This is a genomic window from Puia sp. P3 (assembly GCF_050632245.1).
In the GTDB taxonomy this organism is placed as follows: Bacteria; Bacteroidota; Bacteroidia; order Chitinophagales; family Chitinophagaceae; genus Puia.
Window position 1 is genome coordinate 4,553,040 of sequence record NZ_CP192583.1, and the last position, 17,759, is coordinate 4,570,798.

Genomic DNA, 17,759 nt, shown 5'->3' on the forward strand with positions numbered 1-17,759 from the left:
TCATTTCTTTTTTAGCCCATCTCCCGTGACCGACAGCGTAATTTTGCCGGTCCCACGCGTGCTCCGGATCACCGCCAGCGCCCTCCCATGCCAGGCCTTCCGCGTGTTGCCAACATAGCTGTCCGTGTCCCGGGGATCACCGTTACCAACACCCGCCAGCACCGCCGGCCCCTCTATACTGAACACAAGCCGTCTGTCCGCATTGGGATCGGTCACCCCATCCTTATCCACGATTTCAACGGCGACATACGACAGATCCTGGCCATCCGCAGCCAGCATCTTCCGGTCCGCGGACAACCTGATCGCCACCGGATCACCCGCGGTCTTTAACACCGCTGAATCGCCCGAACCCACACCTACCGCTTTCAGCTCACCCGGGACATATGGCAGCGTGAATGTTGCCTTAAATTCCTCCGCCTCCGTACAGCTCTTTTCCCCCACGATCGTACCATTCAAATACAGCCTCACCTTCGGACACCTCGAATAGACCTCCACCTCAATCGCCTTCCCCTTCCTCCCCGGCCAGGTCCAGCTCTCCCATGTCGGCCATACCGACCACAACGTCTCCTGTATGGTCCCCGTGTCGGGCCTGGGCTCCCGCACAGCCATATAAATTTTCTCCCGCCCATTACCGGATCCGTCCCCGTTGCCGCCGCCATTGTTCAATATATTCCGGTAGTGAGACACCGGCTTCCGCCATCCCGTGATATCCAGGTCCCCGCAATAGGCTCCATGCCACGGATACGGCTCCGACTGCCAGAATTCCCCCTGGCCTCGCCGGGATAGTTGTTTTTCCTATAGCCGCCTCGCCCAAATAGTCCATCGCCGTCCACACAAAATCGCCGATCACGTAGGAATTATCCCGAAGGATCTTCCAGTTCGCAAACGCATCCCTCGGATAAGACTCCGTCTGCACAATGATCCGCGAAGGCACCCTCGCATGGTCTGACGCCGCCCTGAACAGCTGGTAATTATACCCGCCGATATCCTGTACCGCAAACAGCGGATCATACATTTCCCATTCCTTATCCCATGTCGTCATTGCTGAGGTCACCGGCCGCGTCATATCATATCGGTGAACCCCGGCAACCAGCTTCGCCCGCCGTCCTGATCGCGCCCGGCGACTTCCGCTCGAGTATCTCATTTCCCACACTCCAGATGACCACAGAAGGATGGTTCCGGTCCCGCAGCACCATCGACTCCAGGTCCCGCCTCCACCAGGCATCAAAATACCGCGTATAGTCATTGGCGTTCTTCGCCTCTCTCCATCCATCGAAAGCCTCGTCGATCACCAGCATCCCCAGCCTGTCACAGGCATCCAGCAACGCCGGTGACGGCGGATTATGCGAGGTCCTCAGCGCATTGAAGCCGGCCGCCTTCAGCAACTCCACCTTCCGCTCTTCCGCCCTGTCAAAGGCAGCCGCGCCAAGACACCCATTATCATGGTGAATACATCCTCCATACAGCTTCATCGTCTTTCCGTTCAACCGAAACCCCTTTTCGACCGAAAACCCGATCGTACGAATTCCAAACCCGCTCACATACTCGTCCTTCCGCCGCCCGCCCCTGCTCAATACCAATTTCACCTTGTACAGCCAGGGACTATCCACCGACCACAGCAGCGGCCTGTCGACAACCAGCTGCCGTGCAACCGTCGTGTCCCCCGCCAGCCGGATCAGCACGCTGTCACGGGCAACCACCTTCCCCTTGCCATCTACGATGACCGTAGACAATACCGCATTCCCCGAAAGCCCCGAATCATTCTTCACGACAGCCCCCACCTCCACCTGTGCCCTGGCCGAACTGACTTCCGGCGTGGTGACCACTACCCCCCATGGATCGATATGCAACGGATCCCTGACAGCGATCCGCACATGACGATAGATCCCCGACCCACTATACCACCGGCAGTTCACCTGCTGCGAATTATCCACCCGAACCGCGACCACATTATCCTTACCCCAGTCTAAAAATCGTGAGATGTCATACCAAAAACTAGAATACCCGTAGGGATGGACACCCAGCGACCGCCCATTGACAAAGACCTCGGCGTTCATATACACACCCTCGAAAAGAAGACTGACTTCCTTCCTCTTCCAGGCTACAGGCGCCATAAACACCTTCCTGTACCATCCCACACCGGTAGGAAAATATCCGCCCGCGCCCTTCGAAGGGTTTGACCGTTCCGGCGCCCCTTCAATGCTCCAGTCATGCGGCAGCTCGACGCCACGCCAGCCCCGGTCGTCAAATCCGACCCCGGCAGCGGCCCGGTCATCCCCCGGCGAGAACTTCCAGTGGTCGTCGAACAATTCACCCCACTGCTGCGCGCCGGCGGAAAAACAAAGAAATAACAGAACAAACGTTAATGTCTTATGTCGATTCATCATCCAATAAAGATAAAAATTAAAGCACAACATCGTCTCAGCTCCGCGGTTTCAGCCTCGCCACAAATCCGCCCCTTGGCAGACAGTCCACGCTGACACGGCTATCTTTACGCACCCTCAGCATCTTCCTCGAAAACCGCTTGTCCATTTCTCCATCCGCGATCAGTTCGAGTTCATAATCCCCGCCACCAAGGAATCCGAAGCTAAGTTCCATCACCTGTCCACGGTCTTCCCCATTCAGCCCGCCGATATACCAGCTGCGCCCGCTGCGCCGCGCGATCACTGCACGCTTACCAGGGTAGCCATCGATCAGCCGCGTGTCGTCCCAGGCAACCGGCACGGTCATCAGGAACCGCTGCTCCTCGGGCGGCAGCGTATAAAAAGCCTCGGGCTTGTCCGCAAAATGCTGCAGTCCCGATTCGAAAACCACCGACAACGCCAGCTCATGCGCATAACTGGTCGTATGCGGGAACAAAATATTGGAAAAAGTCACCGGCGTGTAGTCCATCGGCCCGATCACATTCCGGGTAAAAGGCAGCGTCGCATTGTGGCTCGCCCCCATATTCGTCAGCAAAGGCGAATAACCATACCACTCCGCGCCATACACCGCCTCCACCGTCATCAGGTTCGGATAAGTGCGGTCCCAGCCCCGCGGAACCGTCGCCCCATGAAAATCCACCATCAGGTGATAGCGGGCGGCGTCCTCCAGTATATCGATGCAATACGCCATCTCCTTCTGACGGTCATCCTCGAAAAAATCCACCTTGACACCGTATACCCCTATCCGGTTCAGCCATTCAAATTCTTTGCTCCTGGCGGCAGGCGTCTGCAGCCTGCCATAGGGGTCCAACCCAACGGCGGAACTCGCCGAATCCTTCGAATTATACCACATCAGCGGCCTGATGCCCTTGCTCCGCGCATAGGCGACCGCGTCTTCGATCGTCCCGCCATTCCCCATCCGGTCCCACTCCCAGTCGATCAGGACATAGGGCCAGTGCATCTTATTGGCCAGATCCACATATTCCACCACCTTCCGGTAGTCCTTCGACCCGTGATTGTACGCCCAGTATACCCAGGCCGCAGTGCCGGGCCGGATCCACTCCGTCGTATCCAGCTTCGAAGGCTCGCTTACATCCGCCACCAGCGTCGACTCCACAATATCCGACAGAGCGCCGACCATCACCACCCGCCAGGCCGACTTCCACGGCAGAACTCCCGACACTTCCTTTTCCGGCATGGCAATGGTATAAACATTCTCATCTTCCTGATTCTTCAGCCGCGATGCGCAGTTGGCCCTCGTCACATCAGCCTCGGTAACCAGTACCCATACCGGCTTGTTCTTTACCTTATACAAGGCCGGAAACCCCCATTCCCGCTGATCCGGCTTGTCTCCTCTACCGTTCGTACGCAGCGGATACAATCCCTCATACGCACTCGTATACTGCTGCATCCACCGCTCCGTCCCCGCCGGTATCGCAAAACTCGTCCGCTCACCCGTCACCCGAATACTCTTCCCCTCCTCGGGAAAAACATATCTGAATGCCACGCCATTATCATAAGCCCGGAAGACCACATCCACCATCTGGCCGCCCCTGTTCCTGAACCGGAACACCTTCTCCTTCGCCTCATTCCTGCAATACCCCCGCTTACCATGCAGCATCCGGTATTCATCCACCACTTTCCGCTCGCTCACCAAACCCGCATATTCGAGTCCTGTGGAGAGATCGGCGTCCTCCCTCGTGATCCCCAGCGCCGACCGCGGCACCGCAGCGGCTGTCTCGCCGCCCCTGACATAGTTCACCTGGTAGAACAACGCTCCCTCACCATCCAGCCCCAGCTCAACTTTTATCGCCCCATTGGGCGATACCACCCGCAGACCCGCAGCCGCCGGCGGCGCCGCCTGCGCATGCAAAAAACCCGTTCGTAAAACACTTCCGGTAACCCAGAGCATCAACCTGAAAATTCGCTGTCCCATAGTAGTAATTGCTAGCCGCCGGCCCTGATTTTACAGCCGGCGAAGATTGATAAAATAGACGTCGTTTTCCCTGAGCGGCAACACCTGCGAAAAATTCCCGCTGCCGCCTACCTCCACCGTTCGCTCCATCACCGGCGCGTCATTGTTCTTCCTCCTGATCTCCCCCACCTGCTCCCTCGTCAGCTGCGACGGAGCGCCAAGCTCCAGATAGGTATCGTAGGCATCATTGGCCCGGTATCCCGTCAGATACAAAGACATTTTATACTTTCCCGGCCGCAGATGCGCAACGACCGCTTTCACCCGGCCTTTCGCTTTCGCAGGCAGTTCCCGCTTGTAGTACACCTGATCATTCAGACTGTCTCCGGCCGGGCTGTTATTTGTAAAATCCCAGAACAACAGCTGTATATCCCCCGCTGGTCCTTGCACGCCCAGCTCGCCTCATCGTTCACCGACAGTTCCGTCCCGCCCAGCCGGTTCAAATACTTGTAAGAATAGTACGCCGGCTTGGCGATGTCTTCATAGTTGACCAGCCCGAAGCCGCCATGGAAAGGCGTCATCCTCGGCCCGGCCTCCTCGAAAATGTCAGTGAACGTCCAGTACGACATCGAATTGGCCGCACCACCCGTCTTTCTTAATTTATCAAGGACATACGCCGCTTCCTGGTAATTGTCGTGCAACGGATCGCTCGGCGTATACGACGAGCTCCATTCCGTATAGTGCAGTTCGAGACCCGGCAGCGCCGAAACATCGATCTGCCTCCTGCTGCGCCGCACGTCCCCGAAGATCGCACTGTCATTCCTGCTCAGCACCGTCCCCCTGTTGCCACGCTCATCCAGAAATCCCACATCCACCCCGTAGGTATGCGTGCTGACAAAATCCACGGGCACACCCCCACGCGCACAATAGTCGATGAACTCCGGGATCCACGCATTCCCGGCCGTCGCCGGCCCTCCCACTCTGAAACGAGGCCCGACCGCCTTTATAGCGCGCGCCGTCACCGAATACAGTTTGAAATATTCCGCCTCGTCGCCCGTCCAGAAACCATCCCTGAGATTGGGCTCGTTCCAGACCTCGAAATACCACTGCGCGACCTCATCTGCACCATACCGCTCTACCCAATGCCGCACAAGCGCCCCGATCGAGCTGTCCCCATTTTTCATAGTCCTTTGGCGGCGTGACATTACCCCGCCACCAGAAGATCGTCTTCCCCCCGCTGGCCAGCGCCCCGGGCATAAAACCCAACTCCACGAACGGCCGTACATGTATACTTTCCAAAAATCATACAGCTCGTCGATATACTGCCAGTTATATACGACACGACCCGAATCATTATAACCGCACACGCCCATGTCGTCGGACAACAGCCCGTGCATACGGATATACCGGAAACCCAGCTGTTCCTTCACTACCCGCAGCTGCCGCTGCCAGTCCGCCCTGAGGCCTTCATTCGCCCGGCCGGCGCCCACACATTCGTTGAACATCCGGTTCAGCGGCCCCTTCACAATCGCCGCATCCACGACCACCCTGCGCAGTCCAACCCGCTGAGTGATACCCTTCCAGTCGTCGGTCCTGAACGGTACGGCCGGTAACCCTTCCCCATTGATCAGGTTACAATCGGGGTTATCCGCCCACGCATACCGCACCGCCACAGGCTTCGCTACCTGGTCGGAATGGACAACAACGTCATCTCCGTCTGCCGCAGCCTCCGCCCAATAGAACCGCCTATCGGCGCCGGCAAGCGCAAAGCCCGCGATCGGCTTTCCATCTCTCGTTTTAAGCCCCGAACCCACACTGGAAAACCGGATCACCATCCTGTCCCCGTTGATGCGGCTACTTTTATACACAGGCCCCGAAGCAACACCATGCCGCCCATACACCAGGTTCTCCGCTCCCAGCGCGAGACGCAACCCCACGTCCTGCTTGTTCGTGGGATGAATGCTTGCTCCGTCGCCGATATCGATCGTGCATGCCATCGCCGTACGAGGCTGTGACAAAGTCATCGACTGCGCCTCCCGAAGCTCGGCCCAATCGCTCTCCGATGGCGCCGGCTTTCTCGCCATGAAGTTGGCGAGCTGCGCGAAAAGAAAAGGCAGGTCGCCCGCTTTCCACCTTTGCCGCCAGTCGGCGATCATCATAGGAAAAAGCGTTCGATAATCGTAAGCCTCTCCTGCATTCGCTTCCCCCGGTACCAGATAAACCCCTTGATACCGTATGGGATCAGGGGATTCACCATGGCATTGAACAATACACTCGGATAATACTGATAATTACGGATGGGCGCCGCAGGCTCGAGGTCCTTATTATATCGCCATTCACCGGCTAACGATACCCTGGCATCGCCCTTACCGATGAATAAGCCGTCAGCCGGCGGCTTCAGTCCCCCCTCCCCACAGCATAGCCATCCGGATCGCAACGGTATTTTCCCCCTTCATCACCAGATTCGAAGGAATCGCATAAGAGTGACTGGGACTCGCATTCCAGACATTTTTACAGATCTCAACGCCATTAAAATAAAGTGAATAGGCCATCTCCGGATGCCCCAGGTCGAGCACCAAAGCCTTCCCGGCAAATCCATCCGGTAACACGACCTTCTTCCGCAGCCACATGATCCCCTCATACCTGCCGATCCCGAAATGATCCAGCGTCCGCGGCATTTCCACCCTCGCCCATCCCGAGTCGTTATAAGCAGGCATCGGAATGACCTTGTCGGCACTATTCTGCGGATGATTGATAACATCCCAGAAATGACCGGTGTTTATGCTGTCCTGCAGGAACTCGCCCCCGCTCAGCGTATCGATGGCCCGTAGACCGTCCCTCGTGAGCGGCGACGCAAACAGCTTCTCCCTGCTCGTCCAGGCCTGTATAGGAGTTCCGCCCCATGTAGTCTGTATAATACCGATGGGCACATGCTCGTCAACGTGGATCTTCCTGGAGAAAAAATAGGCGACGGCAGAGAGCCTCTTTACACTGCTGGTATCGCAGGCCTCCCAGCCCTTTGTCCTGATATCCGTTTGCGGAGCAACTCCTTTTATCCTGTTCCACTATCAGAAAACGAATGTCGGGATAGACGGCCTGCGCAATCTCCCGCCCCGCATTATTCGCCTGCTGCACGGGCCACTCCATATTCGATTGGCCCGAAGCCACCCACACATCCCCGATCAGGATATTTTTAAATTCAATGCGGCTCCCCGGCTTTCCCGCTCTGCGACGTAAAGTACATACGGCCCCCCTGCCGCCATCTTAGGAAAATGCAACACCCACTTCCCTGACCATCGGCTTTCGCCGTCACTTCCCCGGTACCCAGTTTTCCAACGACCTCCGCTCCGGGATTCGCCCGGCCCCAGACAGGGATCACCATCCCCCTCTGCAAAACCATATTATCACCAAATACCCTGGGCAGGCTGATGGTCTGGCGACCTGCGCTATCTCCTTGCGACCAGGCACGAACCGCCATAACGCATACAGCCGCGCCAATTAAAAGTGTACGAATATTCATTCCTTAAAAAATTACTTTGCTCCATTCTTTACGGCATCGACCGTCCGCTGATCGATCACCACATTATTTACCCGATCAAAAACACCACCCGTCTCCCAGATAAAAGGCTTCGCGCCGATCGCCAGACACTGCTTCGTCAGATAGCTATACCACGCATCCACGGAGTTATCATGTTTCGGCATATCCAGCGGTATATGCGTCTCCCACGGATGCGGGATACTCCGGCGGCTCGTGCTGTATTCACCCATCACCAATGGAATACCCTTGTCGATATAGTTCGCTTTTAATTTGGTGTAGTAAGCCAGCTCGATCAGCCTCTTCGCCATACGTGGCATTCCGGTAAGACGAGTCGATCGTGGAATGATTCCCCGCCCCCCAGTAATAGAAAATATACCCCCAGCCCCCTTCCAAAGGATCCTGGTCCAGTATCGCGAAATTGCTCGGCGTATAGTTATGGAACTCGAACGCCAGACGATTAGGCGTAGCGTCCGTAGGGAAATAAGCCCCCGGCTTTATATAGGCGTCCGGTCCCTGAATGGCGATGGTCCGATAGGTGTTACGTCCGCCCGTCGAACGAACGGCATCGATACACGCCTGGTGATAGGAAACAAGGTTTTTGGCAGTCTCCCCATCACTGACATTGAACGGCTCATTGGCGCTCGCGAAGAGCAAATGCTCGTCGAAATCACGCATTGCAGTTGCAATCTGCTCCCAATATGCTTTCTGACGCGCCTGGACAGAATCCTTTCTTGAAGAAGCAGCATTTCCCGGTCCCTCTAACCAGCCGCCATCCCAGTGAATATTCAGCATCACATACATGTCGTTGCTCACACACCACTGCACCACCTGCTTCACCGAATCCATCCACGCCTTCGGGATCCTGGCCGTAGGATTGTTCCCCCCATGCAAATACCAGCCGCAAGGCAGCCGAACCGCATTAAAGCCGGTTTGCTTCAAAAATTGAATATATGCCAGCGTAGGATACGGCTCGATATTATTCAGCTCGAGCGTATTGCCGATATTCGTCCCAAGATTCATCTTCGCGATCAGCTGAGCCGAGGTGCTGCCCATACCCGAAGCATCCGGCGCAATAGGCGACACATTGTATGTCGGATAGATCAGTGCATACTGATACACGGTTATTCGCCTCCCCTGCCCGCTGGACGAACCGACATACAACAGTCTTGACCGCGCCGCGCCCGAGGCATTGGTGTCCGCAACGGTGATCTGAATCGCGGCGTTTCCGCTGCTGCCCGATACCGGGCTTATTTTCACCCAACCCAAACCGGACGTATCGATGGACCACGCGCCGTCGCTCGTAAAATTGATCGTTTTCGTACCACCCGTTGCCGCAATGGTATCGGTATGATTGGTCAGCGAAAGCAAAGGCGTCGAACCCGCCTTTTTGCAGGCAGGGATCGCAGCCACAGCGACATAAGCCGCCAACAGCGTTAAAAAGAATTTACTTGTCATTTTTTTGGTTAAGATTTTTTTTGAGGGTACTTATTAATTTTGCAATTCAATGAACTCCGGCTCATATGGCGGTATTACGAAGCCGTCCGTATAATCCTTACCCGAGAGAATGCCCCTGGCAGCCCGGTCGAGCTTTATCTCTTTCGGATCACCGGTGATATTCAAATAAAGCACATGATCCTTATCGATCAGCCTGGCCATGACGCCGGCCGGCGCCTCAGGCCCCCTTCGCAGCGAAAGCTCATCGACCAATTCGTCGACGACCGGTCCCAGGACATCCCCCCGGGCAGAAAGCCCCATATAGATGGCCCTGCCCTTGCCATACCGGTTGGCCGTTATGACAGGATAGTCCCTGTCCAGGCCGCTAAGGCGCCCCAGCACCTCCGCGCCCGCAGGCTCGATAACCTCGAATTGGGCCGATTCCGTGGCGATGCGTTTACTCTTATAAAGACATTCCAGTTTTTTCCCCGTCATCCGCGTTCCCGAAACCTCATTCATAACCGCCGTCTCTTCATAGCCCGCTACCCGGATGCCGAATACTTCGCTCAGGAGTCCCGGATGCCGTGACGCAAAAACCTTCCCGGTTCCGTCTACTACCGCCGAATTACCCGTCATCACCACGGTCCCCCCAGCCTTCACATACTCCCGGACCCGCGAAGCAGTCGCTTCGTCCACAACGGACACACCGGGCAGGAACAGCAGCTTGTAATTCAACGGGCTCCTCGCCACGTCGATCACACGCGCATCCATATTCCTGTTAGCGAATACATCGAAACAGGACTCCAGCTGCTGCTGATGCGACTCGGGAAAATAGCCGCCCGCAATTACCGAGGGAAAGGAGAATGCCAGCCCCACCTCCGCCTCCTGCCTGTAGGGGAAATATTTTTCGATCTTCCTGAACTCGGAGGCGATCCTTTTATATTCCTCATATTTCCGGTTGGGCGTCCCATCCCAATCCAGCATCCCCTCCAGATACTGCTCCTCTCCCCATGCATGCTCTGCCAGGTCCACCCGCAGACCATTTGATTTCCATATAACAGCGAAGCATAAGCCGATTTGCGGATAGAGCCCGGAACCGCCGTCATCGTCGTAAACTCGGTACACCAAAATGGCGTAACGCTTTCCATCTGTATCCTGGCAATCCCGAACAACGCGTCCATAATACCAAAGTTGGTCGTGAGGGAATTCCCGGGATAGAATCCGCAACCCTCGCGCGTCATCTTCCCCGAATAGGCGATCGGCGCATAGTCGAAGAATTTCATGGGACTGTAATACCACGCATTGGTATTGACAAAAGCATGCGGCGCATTGATGTTCACTTCGCCGATCACCTTCAGCAGAAAACCTCCGACCTCATCGGATATGAACCTCCGGAAATCCAGCATTCGCTCGGGAGCGCCATTCACACTCCCTGATACCGGTAGCCCGACCTCCGCGAAATCACCTATCTTCCTCGACCATCGCTGTCCCGCCCAGGCGGAATTCAGGCTGTCGACTCCCGGATACTTTCGTTTCAACCACGTTATGAACCGCTGCCTGACCGACTCCGAATACGATATCGGGCCGTCCCCGGACTCATTATCGATGCCGAAAGCCAGCAGAGCCGGATGACGCCCATAGTGCCGCGTCATCGAATCCGCATACCTCAAGGCATACCGCTGATAGTTAGGGTCGCCCACATCCTCCATATACCGGTGATTCGGATAGAGCCTGTTCCCCTCCGCATCGCTGACATCAACGGAAGGAAATTTACGATGCAGCCAGAGCGGCGCCGGGCGCACTGCGATATCCAGGATCACTTTAATACCTGCCTTATCCATCATGTCCATCACCCTGTCGAACCACGCAAAATCAAAAATTCCTTCTTTGGGCTCATAGCTATCCCACGCAAGATGCCCCATCCGGACAACCCTGAAACCCGCTTCCTTCATGAGCCGGATATCGCGTGCGATCTTCTCCGTGTTCTTGTCATCGTGCGGATGATAGTTCGTCCCGACGTATAAGTTCTGAGACCGGACATCCACGGCGGCCAGCAAGATCAACCCCGCCACCAATCCAACGATCCTAACTCGTTTTTCCATCCGATTTATCTATTTGATTTGTACAACTCTTAAATTATCAAAAGCCGCGTAAAAACCCGTCGCCGTAGACGCGCTGCCATAGTTATGGATATACATCGTACACGCACTGTTCCCCGACGCACCCAGCAGATCCGCAAAAGATGCCATGGAAACTCCTTTCCCATCCCCCAGCGTCGCATCCTTTGTCCTGAACATAGTGAATGGTATGGTTACCGTCGTCCACCCATGTGTAGAATACGCCGCTGTTTTGGTAGAAGATACCTGCCAGGGCTCCCACCTGGCCACATATGTCCCCAATGAACTCTGGATATCGATCGAGCCGCCATTCCAGCCGGTCGGGATGCTTACCTCGAACTTAAAGGCCCAATTGGCCACGGGGTCGCTGAGATGACCCGCCGGCACCCACTGCGCCGCATTCAAAAGAATGGCATAGCTCGAATACGTATTCCCCTCGCCGCCGGAAAGGATCCCCGTCTTCAGCACCATATACTGACTGGAATTGCCCGGAAAATCAGGATTACCGCTGGTCAGCGAAGCGCCGCCCCACCACTGCCAGTTGAAAACACCACCCCACTCCCAGTTCGATAACGCCCCCGTCGCAATATCATTCACATTATAGAAAGTGGCTGTCGTACCGAACTTCGTTACCACCGACACCGGTCCACTCCCGCTCAACGCCGGCACCACAAATCCCACCCAACTCCCATCACCGGCCGATACAAATGAAGGAACATCGGCGCCCGCAAAAGACAGCGTCTGAATATTCTTTAGATAAGTTCCAAACACATACACCGAATCGCCCACATTCGCGTTCTCGTTCGAAACACCCGTAATAGTCGGCGTAGCCTCTATTTTAAAGTTGACCGTACCGCTTCGCGTGGTCACCACCACCTGGTCGCCGGGTACCTGCGCCGGCATGACAAAACCAAGAGAAGTTCCATCGGCGCTCGAATGGAAAGATGTTATTGCCGTCCCCGCATACGAGAACTGCTGAACCAGCACCAGATTCGTACCGGTTATAAACACCGAATCGCCCGGGTTCGCAAATACGTTGGATATCGCCGCGATAGTCGGAGCCGCCGGCCCCAACTTGAACGGAAAGGTCGTCGACCCCGCCGCCGTCGTATATCGGACAGTATACAGCTTTGTCGTATCTACCGAAGCGAACAGGATAGCAGGGATCTGCACCACAGCACTGCCCGGAGCGACCAGCGCGGCATTGAAACCCGCCACAACGCCGTCGAACTCTATCCGCAGCGGGTTCTGCAGGTTCTGTCCCGTCAGGACCACCCACTGGCCATTGGCCACAAGGCTCGTGAATACCGTGTCATTCGGAGAAGCAACATAGTTCCGGACAGCCGTGACCACAGGAGGACTTCCAGCATTTTTCTTACAGGCCGGCAACAGCCCCGCCACCAATAGCACCGTAATGATCGGGCGGCAACAAAATATATTTTTCATACAGCTTTATTTTTTAAGTATTGCAATTAATAATAGGGCACGGGCGGCTGAGCCAGCTTCGGATCCGACGTCAGCTCGGACGACGGGATTTGCAGCGTAAAGGCACTGATCGTTGCCGGGACAACACTCGGAGCAGCCGTAGAATCCTTCGTGGCTATTCCCGTAGTCGGATCATAAGAGAAAGTCATTCGGTACTGACTATTGATCATGCTGACCGCCTTTTGCGGATTATAATAAGAAAGCCTCACAAGGTCCAGCCAGTACTGCCCCTCAAAGGCAAATTCAATTCTTCTTTCCGTAAGGATCGTATCCGCATCCAGCATCGGTGCAGGATCCACGCCCGCCCGCGCCCGCACTTTGTTGAAATAGAGCAGCGCATCGGGATCCGTCGTACTGGCATTGTTCCCAAGGATCGCATCGGCGTAAACGAGGTACACGTCCGACAGCCGGAGAATGGAATTGTGCTCCACAGACGACCAGATATCCATCGTCGGCGCATTGTTGTCCTTTTCGTTGCCGATAATATGCTTTTTCATGCCCGCCCCGGTCGCCTTGTATCCGCCGCCCGCGGCATTAAGCTCGGGATAAAAATCGCCATTGAGCATGAACGACGCTTTCCGCCTGACCGAATCCTTCCAGCCATAGTTCTTATAAAGATCCCAGGTCGGCGCCAGCGGCACCCACGCGCCCGACTTCTGCGGGTTGATATCGCTGCTCGGAGAAAAGGTCAGCCAGTCGTTGCCATTGCCATAACCCACGCCCGCAGTCCACTGCAGAGCAAATAGGGATTCGGGATTATCGTTGTACTGCGCCCTGAAAAGATTATAATAGCTGGCGAACAGCGACAATCCGCTGTTCCTGCACACATTGCCCGCATATTTCGCTGCGCTGTCCAGGAAGGCCTGGTTGCGAACGCCACCGTTCTGTCCCAGCCCCGCCGCCGTCAGATACACCTTACCCAGCATCCCCTGCGCCGACCAGGTAGTTACCCGCCCCGCCGCGTCCGTGCCGGGAAGATTCTGCGCCGCAAAACCGAGGTCATTGATAGCGAATTTGTAAACATCCGCCAACGTATTCCTGTTCAGCAGCGGCTGCTTGATCAGCCTGGTATTGTCCTCGATGATCGGCACGGCGCCCCACAAAACAGCCAGATGGTAGTAGGCTACCCCACGGATGAACCGCGCTTCTCCGATAGCCGCGTTCTTGTCTGCCGCGGAAATAGTCGGGGCAGACTGCTGCTGGACGGCATTGATCACCGTATTACACTGCGCTATCACATTGTACAGACCCGTCCAGCCACTCGCCAGTATCCCATTCTGCCCCGTGGTCGTACGCGTATACAGCTGCACCAGGTCCCCATTATATCCGAAATAGGCATTCCCGCTCATCACGTCCCCCAACTGCAGCAAAGCCCCGTTATGGAATTGCCACCACGGCGAACCGCCGTAAAGGCTCGCTGTAGCCAGCCGCAGATCGGACGTAGACTGGTAAAAAGTAGTCGAACTGATCTGAGAGTTCGATGGACGCTCCAGAAAACTCCTTTTACATCCGGCGACCGCCCCCACAAGCGCCAGAACCACAATTATTTTATTCGTTGATAACATAATAATACTCTTGATTGGTGATTGCTATTTAGCAAATGTGATATTCGCACCGATAGTGAAGGTCCTCGACTGTGGATAATACCCCTGGTCCCAACCCGCCTGCAAAGGGTTCCATGAACCGATCTCCGGATCCATTCCCGAATAGTTGGTGATGATAAAAGCGTTCGTCACCGTAGCATATACCCGGAACGACTGCAGGTGGACCCTCGACAGGATACTCTCCGGCAACCGATATCCCAGCGTAATATTTTTACACCGGACAAAAGACCCATCCTCGATAAAAAGATTCGAAGGACGGTTATTTCCATTCGTATTGTCATTCCTCAATCCTACCACATGCGTATTCGCATTGGTGACATAGACATTGTTGACATCGGACGCAGAGCCATTGGGGTCCACCAGCGCGGTTCTCGCATAGTTCAATACCGACGAAAAGAAATTGGTATTGTTCTGGGCATTGGTCTGCGCAACCGCCAGCTCATTGAATACCTTATTACCGACACTGCCGCTGAAGAAAATATTCAGGTCGAAATTTTTATAGCTGAACGTATTATTGATGCCAAACTGGAATTTCGGGATCGGCGAACCCAAAAAGGTCTGGTCCTTTGTATCGATAACTCCATCCCCGTTCAAATCCTTGAATTTCCGGTCGCCATACCAGATCCCGCCGCCCGACGGAGATATCGGATAGGCGTTTCCGCTCTGGTCCACCGGCAGGGCGTGCTTTTGAAAATCCGAAGGCTTTGCAAATATGCCGTCGAAGATATAACCATAGAACTCGCCGATGGGCTGACCCACGACCGTCTTCTCGATGATATCGTTGATCACATACGACTTCTGACTCAAATTAGCCTGATCTCCCGCACCTAAAGACACTACCCTATTGACATTGCGGGATACCACGACATCGGTTTTCCATGAAAAATTCCGATAGTTCAAATTGGTGGAACTGACCCTGAAGTCAAACCCTTTATTGGTGACAGCACCCACATTGACATACGGCGCCGCCATCGATCCGGGCGAATAGCCGGCGGTAGTACCCGAGTACAGCGGCAAAGGAACTTTCAGCAAAAGCCCATCCGTCTTACGGTAGTACGCGTCGAATGAGAAGCTGATCCGATTATTGAGGAATGACCCATCCACGCCCGCGTTATAATAATTCGTCTTCTCCCACGTCACATTAGGGTTGGCAAGGTTGCTCTGGAATTGAGCGATACCCGACAACCCATTCGCCACCGTCGAAAGCTGCGTGACAAAAGTATTGCCCGGTATGCCCTGGTTATTGGTAAGCCCATACCCAAGTCGCAGCTTCAATTCATTGATGACGTTCACCGTCTTGAGGAACTCCTCGTTGTTGACCTTCCACGCAAACGCCCCCGAATAAGTAGTAACCCATCGGTTGTACGCCGGGAAATTGGATGATCCGTCATCCCGGATATTGCCGGTCAGAAGATATTTGTCGTTCCAGGAAAAATTGATCCGGCCAAACCAGGACTCCTGCGAAGAACCGAGACCATTGTCACCCGAGTTTTTAGCCGTGGTAGCGTCGCCCGCGTTGAGCGCCTGTACATTGTTTGCCGGGAAATTCGACCTGCTGCCGGATATATTTTCGTAATTGGACGACTGCGCTTCATGTCCCGCCACGGCATTAAGACCAAAATGTTCGAAATTATGATTATACGTCAGGTAATTGCGCAGTACCGCATAAATGTTCTGGCTGTAATTCGAAGACCCGCTGTTCGTTCCGTTCACCAGCTTTCCAAAGGTATAGGTAGGCGTAAAATTATCCAGCGTACTAAAATCGAAATTGCCCGACACCTCATTTCGCAGCGCCAGGTCTTTGGCGAATTGGATCTCGGCATACGCGTTGCCGAACAGCTGATTTCTCTTTCGCTGGTTCTTGATCAGCCGAGCTATCGCCACGGGATTGACGACCGGAGTCACCCATCCGTTGGTATTCGTAACACCGCCCCAGGTGCCGTCGGGATTCTTTACCGGAACATCCGGCGTAAGATTCAACGCAGAGTTGATCACGCTCGACGTAGTCGCATTTACATTTTCAAAAATATGCGCCATCTGAAGGCTCGTACCCACCTTCAGCCAGTTGGTAGTCTTGTTGTCCAGGTTTAGCCTCACGGAGTACCGCTGAAAATCCGAGCCGATCGCCATCCCCTGCTGCTGGAAATAAGAACCCGACAGCAAATACTGGGTCCTGGCATCACCGCCGCTGACGGTAACCGTATGGTTCATCTCCGGGGCTTCCGGAATAACTCCTTTTGCCAGTCCGTCCCTGAACCCAGGTATTTCGGATTCGCAAATTCCGGCCTCACATCGAAACCCCATACCTGCGCCCTGGCATTGATAAAGGTTGCAAACTGCTGCAGGTTCATCGTCGGCAGCCTTTTCGGTAGCTCCTGGATCCCGGCATACGCGTCGTAGCTGACCGCGGGCGCTCCCGCCCTGCCCCTTTTCGTTGTAATAACGACGACCCCATTGGTCGCCTGCGAACCATAGATGGCGGTTGCAGAAGCATCCTTCAGCACGTCTATCGTTTCTATTTCGGAAGGATTGATCGAACTCAGCGGGTTCGAGCCGTTGCCCGGATCGTTGACAGGAGGAATGATGACACCGTCGATCACATACAGCGGGGAATTCGTTCCGCTGATCGAGGACACCCCGCGGATCTGGATCGATACCCCGCCCCCGGGCTGCCCCGATACCTGCTGTACCACAACACCCGCGACCTTTCCCTGCAGCGCCTGGTCAAAAGTCGTCGGCTGCGTCTTCATCAGCTCGGTCCCGGAAATAGAGGAAATTGACCCGGTTACATCCGGCCGGCGCACCTTGCCATAGCCGATTACGACTACATCATTCAGCTTGCTCCGGTCTTCGACGTCCAGACGGATGTTGACCACCTGCCGGCCCCCCACCCTGACTTCGCGGGAAGAATACCCGACATAACTGATAATTAAGACATCGCCGCTTTTTGCAGTCAGACTGAACACGCCGTCCTTGTCCGTCTGAACCCCGCCGCTTCGGCCTTTTACCGTCACACTGGCCCCCTCGAGAGGCCTGTCGCCTGGGCCGACCGTCACTTTTCCGGAGATTTTTTGGGAAGGCGGCGGATTTTGAGCATATCCGCCGGAAGAGAAGAGAAGAAGGCTGAGCAAGACCATAAACAGGCAGGTCACCCCTCGTTTGAGATTTCGCTTTTTCATATGCAATCGTCTTGGTTTTAACGTTTAAGATCGATCCGCGGAATACCCGTCGATAATCCGCTTTCCA

General features: G+C 55.1%; 16 protein-coding genes. All 16 read right to left on the bottom strand.

The window, feature by feature from the left end; translation table 11 throughout:
- The 16 genes from ACQ86N_RS28420 to ACQ86N_RS28495 all read right to left on the bottom strand — a co-directional run bounded on the left by ACQ86N_RS28420 (window position 1) and on the right by ACQ86N_RS28495 (window position 17,692).
- Window positions 1-609, bottom strand: a complete 609-nt coding sequence (locus tag ACQ86N_RS28420) for a DUF4982 domain-containing protein (RefSeq protein ID WP_431209993.1) — start codon at window positions 607-609, stop codon at window positions 1-3.
- Between the two features lie 19 nt (window positions 610-628).
- Complete coding sequence (locus tag ACQ86N_RS28425) at window positions 629-1,066, bottom strand: hypothetical protein (protein ID WP_431209994.1); 438 nt, start codon at window positions 1,064-1,066, stop codon at window positions 629-631.
- Window position 1,067: 1 nt separating this feature from the next.
- Window positions 1,068-2,387 (bottom strand): sugar-binding domain-containing protein, encoded by a 1,320-nt coding sequence (locus ACQ86N_RS28430; protein WP_431209995.1) that lies wholly within the window; start codon window positions 2,385-2,387, stop codon window positions 1,068-1,070.
- A gap of 34 nt (window positions 2,388-2,421) precedes the next feature.
- Window positions 2,422-4,335, bottom strand: a complete 1,914-nt coding sequence (locus ACQ86N_RS28435; RefSeq protein WP_431209996.1) for a glycoside hydrolase family 97 catalytic domain-containing protein — start codon at window positions 4,333-4,335, stop codon at window positions 2,422-2,424.
- A gap of 54 nt (window positions 4,336-4,389) precedes the next feature.
- On the bottom strand, window positions 4,390-4,755 hold the full coding sequence (locus ACQ86N_RS28440) for a hypothetical protein (protein ID WP_431209997.1): 366 nt from the start codon (window positions 4,753-4,755) through the stop codon (window positions 4,390-4,392).
- Entirely contained in the window at window positions 4,710-6,494 is a 1,785-nt protein-coding gene (locus ACQ86N_RS28445; RefSeq protein WP_431209998.1) for a GH39 family glycosyl hydrolase, read from the bottom strand. Before ACQ86N_RS28445 ends, ACQ86N_RS28440 begins: the two co-directional genes overlap by 46 nt.
- 225 nt (window positions 6,495-6,719) lie before the next feature.
- Window positions 6,720-7,265 carry a hypothetical protein gene (locus ACQ86N_RS28450; RefSeq protein ID WP_431209999.1) on the bottom strand — a complete coding sequence of 182 codons (546 nt, stop codon included), beginning with the start codon at window positions 7,263-7,265 and terminating at the stop codon, window positions 6,720-6,722.
- A gap of 7 nt (window positions 7,266-7,272) precedes the next feature.
- Entirely contained in the window at window positions 7,273-7,503 is a 231-nt protein-coding gene (locus tag ACQ86N_RS28455) for a hypothetical protein (RefSeq protein ID WP_431210000.1), read from the bottom strand.
- A gap of 363 nt (window positions 7,504-7,866) precedes the next feature.
- The gene (locus tag ACQ86N_RS28460) at window positions 7,867-8,181 is read right to left on the bottom strand and encodes a hypothetical protein (RefSeq protein WP_431210001.1); all 315 of its coding nucleotides are present in this window, start codon (window positions 8,179-8,181) and stop codon (window positions 7,867-7,869) included.
- Window positions 8,096-9,328, bottom strand: coding sequence for a cellulase family glycosylhydrolase (locus ACQ86N_RS28465; RefSeq protein ID WP_431210002.1), 1,233 nt, complete (start codon window positions 9,326-9,328; stop codon window positions 8,096-8,098). The genes ACQ86N_RS28460 and ACQ86N_RS28465 overlap by 86 nt, the downstream gene beginning before the upstream one ends.
- Window positions 9,329-9,361: 33 nt before the next feature.
- Entirely contained in the window at window positions 9,362-10,183 is an 822-nt protein-coding gene (locus ACQ86N_RS28470) for a beta-galactosidase trimerization domain-containing protein (RefSeq protein WP_431210003.1), read from the bottom strand.
- Window positions 10,153-11,409: a beta-galactosidase gene (locus ACQ86N_RS28475; protein ID WP_431210004.1), complete on the bottom strand. Its 1,257-nt coding sequence runs from the start codon at window positions 11,407-11,409 to the stop codon at window positions 10,153-10,155. The genes ACQ86N_RS28470 and ACQ86N_RS28475 overlap by 31 nt, the downstream gene beginning before the upstream one ends.
- Before the next feature lie 9 nt (window positions 11,410-11,418).
- Complete coding sequence (locus tag ACQ86N_RS28480) at window positions 11,419-12,870, bottom strand: glycan-binding surface protein (RefSeq protein ID WP_431210005.1); 1,452 nt, start codon at window positions 12,868-12,870, stop codon at window positions 11,419-11,421.
- A 26-nt stretch (window positions 12,871-12,896) separates the two neighbouring features.
- Window positions 12,897-14,450 (bottom strand): RagB/SusD family nutrient uptake outer membrane protein, encoded by a 1,554-nt coding sequence (locus ACQ86N_RS28485; RefSeq protein WP_431210006.1) that lies wholly within the window; start codon window positions 14,448-14,450, stop codon window positions 12,897-12,899.
- Window positions 14,451-14,498: 48 nt separating this feature from the next.
- Window positions 14,499-16,724, bottom strand: coding sequence for a SusC/RagA family TonB-linked outer membrane protein (locus ACQ86N_RS28490; protein ID WP_431210007.1), 2,226 nt, complete (start codon window positions 16,722-16,724; stop codon window positions 14,499-14,501).
- Window positions 16,721-17,692 (bottom strand): TonB-dependent receptor plug domain-containing protein, encoded by a 972-nt coding sequence (locus ACQ86N_RS28495; protein ID WP_431210008.1) that lies wholly within the window; start codon window positions 17,690-17,692, stop codon window positions 16,721-16,723. Before ACQ86N_RS28495 ends, ACQ86N_RS28490 begins: the two co-directional genes overlap by 4 nt.
- Window positions 17,693-17,759: the final 67 nt, after the last annotated feature.

Excerpts from the sequence above, each read along its gene's own strand:
- ACQ86N_RS28420 (WP_431209993.1), bottom strand. The coding sequence starts at position 609 with ATGGCTGTGCGGGAGCCCAGGCCCGACACGGGGACCATACAGGAGACG.
- ACQ86N_RS28425 (WP_431209994.1), bottom strand. The coding sequence starts at position 1,066 with ATGACGCGGCCGGTGACCTCAGCAATGACGACATGGGATAAGGAATGG.
- ACQ86N_RS28430 (WP_431209995.1), bottom strand. The coding sequence starts at position 2,387 with ATGATGAATCGACATAAGACATTAACGTTTGTTCTGTTATTTCTTTGT.
- ACQ86N_RS28435 (WP_431209996.1), bottom strand. The coding sequence starts at position 4,335 with ATGCTCTGGGTTACCGGAAGTGTTTTACGAACGGGTTTTTTGCATGCG.
- ACQ86N_RS28445 (WP_431209998.1), bottom strand. The coding sequence starts at position 6,494 with ATGATGATCGCCGACTGGCGGCAAAGGTGGAAAGCGGGCGACCTGCCT.
- ACQ86N_RS28460 (WP_431210001.1), bottom strand. The coding sequence starts at position 8,181 with ATGGCGAAGAGGCTGATCGAGCTGGCTTACTACACCAAATTAAAAGCG.
- ACQ86N_RS28465 (WP_431210002.1), bottom strand. The coding sequence starts at position 9,328 with ATGACAAGTAAATTCTTTTTAACGCTGTTGGCGGCTTATGTCGCTGTG.
- ACQ86N_RS28475 (WP_431210004.1), bottom strand. The coding sequence starts at position 11,409 with ATGGAAAAACGAGTTAGGATCGTTGGATTGGTGGCGGGGTTGATCTTG.
- ACQ86N_RS28480 (WP_431210005.1), bottom strand. The coding sequence starts at position 12,870 with ATGAAAAATATATTTTGTTGCCGCCCGATCATTACGGTGCTATTGGTG.
- ACQ86N_RS28490 (WP_431210007.1), bottom strand. The coding sequence starts at position 16,724 with ATGAACCATACGGTTACCGTCAGCGGCGGTGATGCCAGGACCCAGTAT.
- ACQ86N_RS28495 (WP_431210008.1), bottom strand. The coding sequence starts at position 17,692 with ATGAAAAAGCGAAATCTCAAACGAGGGGTGACCTGCCTGTTTATGGTC.